The organism is Oceanobacillus bengalensis, assembly GCF_003628445.1.
In the GTDB taxonomy this organism is placed as follows: Bacteria; Bacillota; Bacilli; order Bacillales; family Amphibacillaceae; genus Oceanobacillus; species Oceanobacillus bengalensis.
The window spans coordinates 1-12,700 of the sequence record NZ_RBZO01000032.1; the positions used below are offsets into that span (position 1 = coordinate 1).

At 38.0% G+C, this 12,700-nt stretch carries 9 protein-coding genes; all 9 read left to right on the forward strand.

The window, feature by feature from the left end; genetic code table 11:
- Positions 1–640 precede the first annotated feature (640 nt).
- Positions 641–1,321, forward strand: a complete 681-nt coding sequence (gene pcrB, locus D8M05_RS16370; protein ID WP_379542955.1) for a heptaprenylglyceryl phosphate synthase — start codon at positions 641–643, stop codon at positions 1,319–1,321.
- Positions 1,322–1,337: 16 nt separating this feature from the next.
- On the forward strand, positions 1,338–3,563 hold the full coding sequence (gene pcrA / locus D8M05_RS16375) for a DNA helicase PcrA (RefSeq protein ID WP_121133733.1): 2,226 nt from the start codon (positions 1,338–1,340) through the stop codon (positions 3,561–3,563).
- 13 nt (positions 3,564–3,576) lie between these two features.
- Positions 3,577–5,592 carry an NAD-dependent DNA ligase LigA gene (ligA, locus tag D8M05_RS16380; RefSeq protein WP_121133735.1) on the forward strand — a complete coding sequence of 672 codons (2,016 nt, stop codon included), beginning with the start codon at positions 3,577–3,579 and terminating at the stop codon, positions 5,590–5,592.
- 1 nt (position 5,593) lies between these two features.
- Entirely contained in the window at positions 5,594–6,742 is a 1,149-nt protein-coding gene (locus tag D8M05_RS16385; protein WP_121133737.1) for a CamS family sex pheromone protein, read from the forward strand.
- Between the two features lie 183 nt (positions 6,743–6,925).
- Positions 6,926–7,216 (forward strand): Asp-tRNA(Asn)/Glu-tRNA(Gln) amidotransferase subunit GatC, encoded by a 291-nt coding sequence (gatC, locus tag D8M05_RS16390; RefSeq protein WP_121133738.1) that lies wholly within the window; start codon positions 6,926–6,928, stop codon positions 7,214–7,216.
- Positions 7,217–7,231: 15 nt separating this feature from the next.
- Positions 7,232–8,698: an Asp-tRNA(Asn)/Glu-tRNA(Gln) amidotransferase subunit GatA gene (gene gatA, locus D8M05_RS16395; RefSeq protein ID WP_121133740.1), complete on the forward strand. Its 1,467-nt coding sequence runs from the start codon at positions 7,232–7,234 to the stop codon at positions 8,696–8,698.
- Entirely contained in the window at positions 8,698–10,128 is a 1,431-nt protein-coding gene (gene gatB, locus D8M05_RS16400) for an Asp-tRNA(Asn)/Glu-tRNA(Gln) amidotransferase subunit GatB (protein ID WP_121133742.1), read from the forward strand. Before gatA ends, gatB begins: the two co-directional genes overlap by 1 nt.
- A 148-nt stretch (positions 10,129–10,276) precedes the next feature.
- Positions 10,277–11,197: a diacylglycerol kinase gene (locus tag D8M05_RS16405; RefSeq protein WP_121133744.1), complete on the forward strand. Its 921-nt coding sequence runs from the start codon at positions 10,277–10,279 to the stop codon at positions 11,195–11,197.
- A gap of 183 nt (positions 11,198–11,380) precedes the next feature.
- Positions 11,381–12,598, forward strand: a complete 1,218-nt coding sequence (locus D8M05_RS16410) for a DUF819 family protein (protein WP_121133746.1) — start codon at positions 11,381–11,383, stop codon at positions 12,596–12,598.
- Positions 12,599–12,700 lie beyond the last annotated feature (102 nt).

Genomic DNA, 12,700 nt, shown 5'->3' on the forward strand with positions numbered 1-12,700 from the left:
TGTAAAATTAAGTTGGGTCATCATCAATTCCTCCTATTACGATATTTTTGTGGTTAAAAACATTGTAACATGGGGTTGATGATTGGCCCTTTTCTTTTTACACAATTATACGGGCTTAATCGATAAATCCCGAGAAGAGAGGATAAATCCCGAGAAGAGAGGATAAATCCCGAGAAGCGAGCAGAAATCCCGAGAAGCGAGGATAAATCCCGAGAAGCGAGCAGAAATCCCGAGAATAGAGGATAAATCCCGAGAAGAGAGCAGAAATCCCGAGAAGAGCGCAGATATCCTGAGAAGAGCGCAGAAATCCTGAGAAGAGAGCACATATCCCGAGAAGGGAGCAGATATCCCGAGAAGAGAGCAGAAATCCTGAGAAGAGAGCAGAAATCCCGAGAAGAGAGCAGAAATCCAGAGAAGAGAGCAGAAATCCAGAGAAGAGAGCAGATATCCAGAGAAGAGAGCAGATATCCCGAGAAGAAAGTGCATATCCCGAGAAGAGAGTGTATTCCCCGAGGACCCTCCACCCCCTCACAACACAACCCAAAAATAATTGCTCATATCGCTAAATTTCAACAGTGATTTTTGATATAATGAGTTAATGGAATTTGAACAATGGAGGACTAATTATTTGATAAATAAAATGCGTGAATGGAAGCATGTATTCAAGCTCGATCCAGCAAAAGAAATTTCTAGTGACCATCTAAAAGGTGTATGTGAATCGGGTACGGATGCAATTATTGTCGGTGGAACGGATAATATAACGGAAGATGGTATCATAAATCTACAAGAAAGACTTGACAAGGTCAGTACGGTTCCATGTATTTTAGAAGTCTCCTCGATGGAAGCAATTACCCCTGGATTTGATTATTACTTTATTCCGATGGTGCTGAATTCCAAAGAAAAGAAATGGATGATGGATGTCCATCATCAAGCAATTAAAGAATATAAGGATTTTTTACACTACCCTGAGATGATCTTTGAAGGATATTGCATCTTAAATGAGGATTCAAAGGCTTTTCAATATACAAATAGTTATTTACCAGATATACATGATACAATAGCCTATGCCTATATGGCAGAACATGTATTTCATTTACCAATCTTCTATGTCGAGTATAGTGGAATGTACGGTGATCCAACATTAGTAAAACAGGTGAAGAATCAGTTGAATGAAACACTGTTATTTTATGGGGGAGGGATTGAGACCCCTTCACAAGCCAAAGAAATGAAACAACATGCTGATGTAATTGTCGTCGGCAATAGTATATATACGAATTATGAACAGGCAATAGAAACAGTACGTGCAGTAAAAGAGAATTAATTTGGAGGTGTGGCAAGTGAGTCAGACGATGGATGACTTATTAAAAGGATTAAATAAACAGCAGCAAGAAGCAGTCAAAACAACAGAAGGGCCACTTCTTATTATGGCTGGGGCAGGTAGTGGAAAAACAAGAGTGTTAACACATCGCATTGCCTATTTAATCGGGGAAAAGGACGTCTCCCCTAGAAGTATTTTGGCAATTACATTTACCAACAAAGCAGCAAGAGAAATGAGGGACCGTGTTAGCAAACTAGTCGGACCAGACAGCGGGAATATGTGGGTATCAACATTTCACTCTATGTGTGTACGTATTCTACGTAGAGATATTGATCGGATCGGTTATAATAGTAATTTCACTATTTTGGATAGTGGTGACCAGTTATCTGTCGTGAAACAAGTGTTGAAGAACTTAAATATTGACCCGAAAAAGATGGACCCACGAGCAATGATTGGACAAATAAGTTCTGCAAAAAATGAACTCATTACCCCTGAGGAGTTCAGTAAAAAAGCAGGAAATTTCTATGATAGACAAGTTGCTCAAATTTATGAAGGGTATCAAAAAATGCTTCGTAAAAACCAGTCACTGGACTTTGATGACTTGATTATGCAGACCATTCATTTATTCAAACGTGTTCCTGAAGTATTGGAATACTATCAACGTCGTTTTCAGTACATTCATGTTGATGAGTATCAAGATACGAACCATGCACAATATTCTCTCGTTAAACAATTAGCGAGTCGTTATCAGAATTTATGTGTAGTAGGGGACTCTGACCAGTCGATTTATGCATGGCGAGGAGCAGATATTTCAAATATCCTTTCTTTTGAAAATGACTATCCAGCATCCAAAACTGTTTTTCTTGAACAAAACTACCGTTCAACGAAATCTATTCTAGCAGCAGCAAATAAAGTGATTGCAAACAATTCGGGGCGTAAACCTAAAAATCTGTGGACGGAAAACCCAGATGGGAAAAAGATTCATTACTATCAAGGAACGACAGAACAAGAAGAAGCCTTGTTTGTAACAGATAAAATTCAGGACCTAACAAGAAAAGAAGGTTATTCACCGAATGATGTCGCGATACTTTATCGTACGAATGCTCAGTCTCGTGCAATCGAGGATACGCTAGTAAAATCAGGTACGGCGTATCAGATGGTTGGTGGAACAAAGTTCTATGACAGGAAAGAAATTAAAGATATGCTCGCATATTTACGATTGATTACGAATCCAGATGATGATATTAGCTTTGAACGTGTGGTAAATGAACCGAAACGTGGAATTGGAAAAACATCGATTGAACGGTTGCGTGCGTATGCAGCAGAACATGATCTTTCCTTTTTTGACACGGTTAAAGAAGTAGATTTTACAGGTGTATCGAAAAAAGCAGCAAATGCATTAGCAGAATTCGGAAATCTGATTCAGACACTATCACAACAACAGGAATTTCTAACGGCAACAGATATGGTTGAAGCCGTTCTAGAACGGACAGGCTATGAACAAATGCTTAAAAACGAGCATACGATTGAATCACAAAGCCGTCTAGAAAACTTAGAGGAATTCATGACAGTTACAAAGGACTTTGAAAAGAATGCCGAAGATAAAACACTCGTTGCTTTCTTAACGGATCTTGCATTAATTGCGGATATTGACCGTGTTGACGATGAAGAGGATGATAATGAAGCAAAAGTCACATTAATGACGTTACATGCTGCTAAAGGTTTAGAGTTCCCAATCGTATTCTTAATTGGACTTGAGGAAAATGTATTTCCACATAGCAGGTCAATGACTGATGAGAATGAGATGGAAGAGGAACGTAGGCTAGCATATGTTGGAATCACGCGTGCTGAAAAAGAACTTTACTTAACCCATGCGAAAATGCGTACATTATATGGTAGAACGAACATGAATCCAATTAGTAGATTTATTAATGAGATCCCCGAAGATCTTATCGATGGAATTGAGCAAGCGAAAGAAATTATGTTTGGGACCCCAACCCCAACCTTTAAAGCAAAAGATAGACCAGCACTAGTGAAACGTAAAGCCGAGCGCATGCAAAAAACGACAGGTGCTGAAAGTGAAGCATGGGGGCCAGGGGATAAAGCATTGCATAAAAAATGGGGTGTTGGTACCGTTGTGAAAGTGACAGGTGAAGGAGAAAAGATGGAAATTGACGTTGCATTCCCAGCACCAGTAGGTATCAAGCGATTACTAGCACAATTTGCTCCAATAACGAAACAATAAGGAGTGCAAAATCGTGGATAAACAACAAGCAATCGAAAAAGTGGAAGCACTAAGAAGTATATTAAACAGGTACGGCCATGAATATTATGTTTTAGATAAGCCAACTGTTCCTGACTCGGAATACGACGAAAAAATTCAGGAACTAAAAAAATTAGAAGAACTGTTCCCTGAACTCATTACAGCAGACTCTCCTACACAGCGTATTGGGGGAGAACCGTTAGAAGGTTTCAGTAAAGTTGAACATAATGTCCCAATGCTTAGTTTAGGAAATGCCTTTAATGAAGGGGACGTACGTGATTTCGCAAGACGGGCTAGTGAAGCAGTAGATGGTCCAATTTCATTTGTCTGTGAATTAAAAATTGATGGTCTGGCTGTCTCCCTTACGTATGAAAATGGGAAATTCGTTCGCGGGGCAACACGTGGAGACGGAACAATTGGTGAGGATATAACAAATAATTTGAAAACAATCCGAAGCATTCCATTAACGATTGCTGAAAAGGAAACGCTAGAAGTTCGTGGGGAAGCATTTATGCCTCATAAATCCTTTACAAAGCTTAATGAAGAAAGAAGTGAAAATGGTGAGGAGCTTTTTGCAAATCCTAGGAATGCGGCAGCCGGTTCATTAAGGCAACTAGATCCAAAAATTGCTGCTAAGCGCAGTCTTGACATTTTCTTGTATGCTGTTGGGCAGTGGCCATCAAGTACCTTAACAACCCATAGTGGACGTTTAGAGAAGCTCAAGGAACTTGGACTCAAGACGAATCCTGAGTGGAAGAAATGTGAAACAATTGAAGAGGTTCTTGAGTTTATCAATTATTGGACAAAAGAACGTCCGAATCTAAATTATGAAATTGATGGAATCGTGATAAAAGTAGATAATTTAGACCAACAAGAAGAGCTAGGATATACAGCCAAAAGTCCTCGATGGGCAATTGCCTATAAGTTTCCTGCTGAAGAAGTGATGACAAAGCTAATGGATATTGAATTAAGTATCGGCAGGACAGGGGTCATTACACCTACTGCTATATTGGAACCTGTGAAAGTTGCTGGGTCAACGGTTGGGCGTGCGACGCTTCATAATGAAGATCTCATACGTGAACAAGATTTACGTGTCGGGGATACCGTTGTGATTAAAAAGGCGGGGGACATTATACCGAAAGTTGTCCGTGTTGTGGAAGAAAAGCGGACAGGTGAAGAAGAAGAATTTCATATGCCAACAGATTGTCCAGCATGTGGGAATGAACTCGTTAGATTAGAGGGAGAAGTAGCTTTACGCTGCATGAATCCGAATTGTCCTGCACAATTGATGGAAGGGCTCATACATTTTGTATCAAGAAATGCCATGAATATTGATGGATTAGGCGAAAAAGTAATTATTCAACTGTTTGGGGAAAAATTAATCCACACAATTGCTGATTTGTACCGACTAGAGCGGGATGCACTACTCGGACTAGAAAGAATGGGTGAAAAGTCAGTTGATAATTTACTGAATGCGATTGAAACGTCGAAAGAGAACTCACTTGAACGATTGTTATTTGGTTTAGGGATTCGCTTTATTGGTGCAAAAGCAGCGAAAACCCTAGCATTGGAATTTGAAACGATGGAAGAGCTACAACAACAGACATATGAGGAACTTGTTGCTGTAGATGAGATTGGTGATAAAATGGCTGATTCCATTGTCCAATACTTTAAAGAGCAGAAGGTAATTGATTTATTAAATGAACTGAAAGAATTAAATGTGAATATGGTTTACAAAGGTCCGAAGAAGGCTGAAGGAAGTAGTGATAGCATTTTTGCTGGGAAAGTAGTTGTACTAACAGGGAAAATGGAGATTTTCACTCGTAATGAAGCAAAGGAATTTATAGAATCAATGGGTGGAAAAGTTACAGGTAGCGTTAGTAAAAAAACGGATATATTAATTGCTGGGGAAGATGCTGGTTCTAAATATGATAAAGCAGAAAAACTTGGAATAATGATTTGGAATGAACAACAATTAAAAGAAGCCGTAGATAGCATGAGGAGTGAGTAAGATGAAAAATAAGATTATAGCTCTTCTATGTGCAATTATACTCCTTGCTGGGTGTGTACCTAATAACAGTGAAGATGAAGAAGTATTGCAAAATGATGAAGAAGGCACAGAGCAACAGACATTCATTGTTCCGAGTAATCAATTATCGAACGAGACGTACCCAATTATCTTGCCATATGAGACGAGTGAGGCTAGAGGGGTTATTACGAATCAAATGGCAAATCGTGTAGATATCGATGAGATGGAGCAAGGATTAATGCGTCATTCAAAAGAAGTATTTGATCCAGAAAAATTATACTTTCAAGAAGGACAATACTTAACGACAGATGACTTATTTAGCTGGATAGATGGGTTAAACCCCGCACGATTAACGGAAGAGGAACAAGAAGATATGGATCAGGAGGAAAAAATCGATTATTACGAAGAAAATCCACGATACCTGTCACATATTTTAGAGCAAAATTATTTAAAACGAAAGGAGAAAGATAACACCGTTGAAGTTGAATTAGAAGGAATGTCAATTGGAATTGCGTTGAAATCTGTTTATCGCTTCCAGACAGAAACCGGAGGACCTTACTATTATGAGGACATTCCGATGAAAGAAATGCTTGAAAAAGGAAAGGAATATGCCCAAACGCTCGTAACAAATATTCGAGAAAAAGAGGGATTAGCAGATATACCAATCATGGTAGCTCTATATAGAGAAGAAGATCAAAATTCCCCTGTTCCGGGAAACTTTGTTGCGAAGACGACAGTAAATACTGGAGACGTGATTGGTGAGTGGGAAACAATCAATGAAGAGTATATTCTCTTTCCATCGGATGAGGCTAGCAAGGAATATTTGGATGATTATGAGCTTGTAAATAGTTTCGGAAATGAAATTGCTCAATTTTTCCCTAACTATGTTGGCTTTATTGGTGAAGGGTTTTATATTGATAAGGAATTACAGAAATTGGTCATTGATATACCTCTTGAATTTTATGGTAAAACAGAGGTTACTGGTTTCACGCAATACACGTATGGTTTAGTACAAGACATGTTTAGTAATTATTACGATTTAGAAATCAATGTAACCTCAAGCAATGGAGCGGAGAGTTTAATTTTTAGAAATGCCGGCGACGAATCCCCTACGATTCATATTTATGATTAATGGAACAAGCTATTTTTTTTACGGAATCATTCCCTAGGAAGAGTAGCTTTTTCTAAGGTTTAGGAGCGAAGGGCATTCTATAACATAATTTGCCAACATGCGACTTTCTCTGCTATTATCGTAGTGTTATAATAGTAAATTATGGTTATATTGAATATAGATAACAGTTTGGAGGGTTACGAATTGGCGGATATCTCAAAGGAACAAGTAAAGCATGTTGCACATTTGGCAAGACTAGCAGTGACTGATGAGGAAGTAGAGAAATTGACCGAAGAGTTAGGTGCGATTATTCAATATGCAGAACAATTAAATGAGCTTGATACAGAGAACGTAGAACCAACGACACATGTATTAGATCTTAAAAACGTCATGCGTAAAGATGAATCGAAAGAATGGATTACACAAGAAGAGGCATTAAAAAATGCACCAGACAAAAAAGACGGGCAATTCCGTGTACCATCAATTCTAGAATAAGGAGGGAACCTAATAATGGCGTTATTTGACCATACAATTAAAGAATTAGAAGAAAAATTACATAATAATGAAATAACGGTAGAGGATTTAGTTGCAGAATCCTATAAGCGTATTGAAGAGGTAGATGATCAAATTCATGCATTCTTAACATTAAATGAAGCAGATGCGAAAGCAAAAGCAAAAGCTTTAGATAATGCAAAAGACCATGGAGCGAGTCTGTTCGGAATGCCAGCGGGTATTAAAGATAATATCATGACAAAAGGACTGCGCACAACATGTGCAAGTCAGTTTTTAGATAACTTTGAAGATCCATTATATGATGCTACAGTGATGCAAAAGTTAAATAACGAAAAAATCGTTACAGTCGGTAAACTAAATATGGACGAATTTGCAATGGGTTCATCGAATGAAAATTCAAGTTATACAGGGGCTCGTAACCCATGGAATACAGACCATGTTCCAGGAGGATCTAGCGGTGGTTCAGCTGCAGCGGTAGCAGCTGGTGAAGTATTATTCTCTCTTGGATCTGATACTGGTGGTTCCATTCGCCAACCAGCAGCATTCTGTGGTGTTGTTGGAATGAAACCTACATATGGACGTGTTTCTCGATTCGGTTTAGTTGCATTTGCGTCATCTCTTGATCAGATTGGACCAATAACTCGCACTGTAGAAGATAATGCTAGAGTGTTAGAAGTAATTGCTGGTCATGACAAGATGGATGCTACGAGTGCAAATGTTGATGTGCCGAAATATACGCAAAGCTTAACGAATGATGTAAAAGGACTAAAAATCGCTGTTCCAAAAGAATACCTTGCAGAAGGAGTTAATCCTGAAGTAAAAGAAGCGGTGATGAATGCACTTAAAGTGTATGAATCACTTGGTGCAACATGGGAAGAAGTATCCTTACCTCATTCTAAATACGCGGTAGCAACGTATTATCTATTATCTTCATCGGAAGCATCTGCTAACCTAGCACGTTTTGATGGCGTACGCTACGGGGTACGTTCTGAGAATGCGGATAACATGATTGATATGTTCAAAATGTCTCGTAGTGAGGGCTTTGGTAAGGAAGTAAAACGCCGTATTATGCTAGGTACGTTTGCCCTAAGTTCTGGTTACTACGATGCCTACTATAAAAAGGCACAAAAAGTACGTACATTAATAAAAAATGACTTTGATAAAATTTTCGAAGACTATGATGTTGTCATTGGACCAACGACTCCAACACCTGCATTTAAGGTCGGAGAAAAAATCAATGATCCGCTAACCATGTATGCAAATGATATTCTAACCATTCCGGTGAACCTTGCTGGTGTACCAGGAATTTCGGTTCCTTGTGGATTCTCTGAAAATGGTTTGCCTATTGGATTACAAATTATTGGGAAGCATTTTGATGAGAGTACCGTTTATCGTACGGCACATGCATTTGAACAAGCAACAGATTATCATACAAAACGACCTCAAATAGGAGGTGCCAAATAATGAATTTCGAAACGATTATAGGTCTAGAAGTACATGTAGAATTAAAAACACAATCAAAAATCTTTAGTCCAAGTGTAAATGCATTTGGATCAGACCCTAATTCGAATGTTAATCCAATTGATTTGGGTTATCCTGGAACCCTTCCCGTTTTAAATGAAGAAGCTGTTAATTTTGCAATGAAAGCAGCAATGGCACTTAATTGTGAAATTGCGACAGATACGAAATTTGATCGTAAAAACTATTTCTATCCAGACAATCCAAAAGCATATCAAATTTCGCAATTTGACAAACCGATTGGCGAACATGGCTGGATTGAAATTGAAGTAAATGGTAAGAAAAAGAAAATTGGTATTACTAGACTTCATTTAGAAGAAGATGCTGGAAAACTAACGCACGGTGATGATGGTTATTCTTATGTTGACTTTAACCGCCAAGGGACACCATTAATTGAGATTGTATCTGAACCAGATATGCGTACACCTGAAGAAGCATATGCATATTTAGAGAAGTTGAAAAATATTATTCAGTATACAGGTGTTTCCGATGTGAAGATGCAAGAAGGTTCATTACGTTGTGATGCGAACATTTCCTTACGCCCAATCGGTCAAGAAAAATTCGGTACAAAAACGGAATTGAAAAATCTGAACTCGTTTACTTATGTACAAAAAGGGTTAGAATTTGAAGAAAAACGCCAAGAGAAAGTACTCTTAACAGGTGGAGAAATTCTTCAAGAAACGCGTCGATATGATGAGAAGACTAAAGAAACGATTCTCATGCGTGTGAAAGAAGGTTCAGATGATTATCGCTACTTCCCAGAGCCGGACTTGGTTCCACTTTATATTGATGAAGCATGGAAAGAGCGTGTACGTGCTGAGATTCCTGAATTACCAGATGCACGCCGCGCACGCTATATCAAGGAGTTAGGGTTATCTGAATATGATGCAAGTGTGTTAACAAGCTCAAAGGAAATGGCAGATTTCTTTGAAGAAGCTACCGGACACGGTGCGGATGTTAAACAAGTATCGAACTGGTTAATGGGTGAAGTTTCAGCTTATATGAACAAGCATTATAAGGAACTTCAAGAATTAGCGATTACACCAGAAGCGTTAGCGAAAATGATTAACCTAATTGAAGATGGGACAATTTCTTCTAAGATTGCGAAGAAAGTATTTGCTGAGCTCGTTGATAAAGGCGGAGACCCTGAAACGATTGTAAAAGAAAAAGGGCTTGTTCAAATTTCTGACCCTGAACAATTAAAAGTAATTGTAAATGGCGTATTAGATGAAAATGAACAATCAATCATTGATTTCAAAGCTGGTAAAGGGAAAGCACTCGGTTACTTAGTCGGACAAATCATGAAAGCTTCAAAAGGACAAGCTAACCCACCATTAGTTAATAAGATTCTTAAAGAAGAAATTGAAAAAAGATAATTAACGCTAGGGGTTTCTCTAAGCGAAACTATTACTAAGACTACGATTACTATTTGGAATCGTAGTCTAGACTTTTTCTACAAAATAGCATAAGCTATATAAAGCCTGACATAGACCCTAATTCTGGGATTAGTGGGGAGGTAAACAGATGAAAAAAGCCCGTATTATTTATAATCCAACTTCTGGAAGAGAAGCCTTTAAAAAGGAACTACCAACGGTTTTGCAGAAACTGGAAAATGCTGGATATGAAACATCTACCCATGCGACTACTGGTGAGGGAGATGCAATTAAGGCAGCAAAACATGCGATTGAAAGAGGCTTCGATTTAGTAATTGCTGCAGGTGGTGACGGTACGATTAATGAAGTGATTCATGGACTAGCGGAACAGGAAAACCGACCGAAGCTTGGAATTATCCCAACAGGAACAACCAATGACTTTGCAAGGGCACTGCACATTCCACGTGATATAATGAAGGCTGTCGATGTAATTACCAGCGGTCACTCTATGTTACTTGATATCGGAAAAGTAAATGAGCATTATTTCATTAATATAGCTGGTGGCGGTAAACTCACTGAATTAACGTATGATGTTCCGATCAAATTAAAAACGGTTCTCGGACAGTTGGCTTATTATGTGAAAGGGATTGAGATGCTTCCTTCCTTAAAACCAGCTAGGGTAAGAATCGAGTATGATGGGAATGTGATTGAAGAAGACATTATGATTTTCCTCATATCCAACACGAATTCGGTTGGGGGTTTTGAAAAACTAGCACCAGATGCAAACCTGGAAGATGGTTACTTTGATTTAATGATTTTGCGCAAAGTGAATTTAGCAGAGTTTGTTCGGATTGCAACCCTGGCATTGCGTGGAGCTCACTTAGACGATGATAAAATAATCTATACGCAAGCGAAGCATATCAAAGTTATCCCTGAAGAGAAGATGCAGCTGAATATTGACGGGGAATATGGTGGATTATTACCAGGAGAATTCATTAATCTGCAGCAGCATATTGATTTCATGGTGCCAGAGGAGTTTGTTCAAAAGGAAGCATCGGCAGAATATATATAATGCTAGAGTCTGATTTAGTAAATCAGGCTTTTTTGGTCTCAGCTCAGTTAATTTATGGTAGTTGAAAAAAATGATAAAGGCTTTTTGCTGGCCGTTTACACATAGTAGTTAATATTATATGATTAGTTAAAGATTGAGTATTATGATAAATTTGTTTTTTTTAAGGGAGTGAGGGAGATAAACATGATTTATTCTATTATCCAACCAGATGATACGTGGATACTATGGGCAATTTTAGCAGGATGGGCAGCTGTGAGTATTTATTTAGAACAAAAATATAGCTGGGCTTCAAAAATTTCGGGAGCAATTATTGCATTAATCGGTGCTATGATTTTGGCAAATCTAAATGTTATTCCAACAGCATCCCCTGTTTATGATACGGTATGGTCATATGTCGTGCCATTATCTATTCCACTTTTGTTATTCCGTTCAAATATTTTAAAGATATGGAACGAGAGTGGAAGATTATTAGTTATGTTCTTGTTAGGATCGATTGGAACGGTTGCAGGTGCAATAATCGGATTTTTCTTATTGAAGGACATCATTCCTGGTCTTGACAAAATAGCGGCAATGATGACTGGTTCCTATATTGGAGGAGGAGTAAACTTTGCTGCAATGTCAGCTAAGTTTGAAGTCCCAGGTGAAATTGTTTCGGCTACTGTTGTTGCAGATAATTTGTTAATGGCAATCTATTTCCTTGTATTAATTCTTATTCCAACACTCAGCTTCTTTAGAAAAAAATATAACACACCATATATGGATGAAATGGAACGTGGTACAAACAGTAACGACAATATGGCATCCTCTTATTGGAATAGAAAGGAAGTATCCTTAAAGGACGTTGCCCTTGCAGTTGGTACCGCATTTGTTATTGTGGCAGTCTCCTTTAAGATAGCAGAGGTCTTCGATAATCTAATTCCTTCAGGTGAGAATGTTAACTTTTTACTAAATGTGTTGAATGGAATATTTGGAGATAACTACTTAATGTTAACAACGATTACTATGTTAGTTGTAACTTTATTTCCTCGTTATTTTGATAATATTAATGGTGCTCAGGAAATTGGAACTTACTTAATTTATATCTTCTTTGTGGTAATTGGTGTTCCAGCATCGCTTCCACTTATTATTCAGCATGCTCCACTAATTTTGGTCTTTGTAATGATTATGGTTGCCATTAATATGTTGATATCTTTTGTTCTCGGGAAATTATTCAAGTTTTCATTGGAAGAAATTATTCTATCAAGTAATGCAAATATAGGTGGCCCAACGACAGCCGCTGCGATGGCTATTTCAAAAGGTTGGTCAAAACTAGTTGGACCAATCTTATTAGTTGGTACGATGGGTTATATTATCGGAAACTATGCTGGAACTGCTATAGGAATTTGGCTAAGTAATTTATAAAATTATGGTATTGCGAAGAAGACTGATTAGTATGCAGTCTTCTTTATTCTTATAAAAGGTAATAAGGAATGATTTTTCTACAAAAGATATGGTAAGATTATA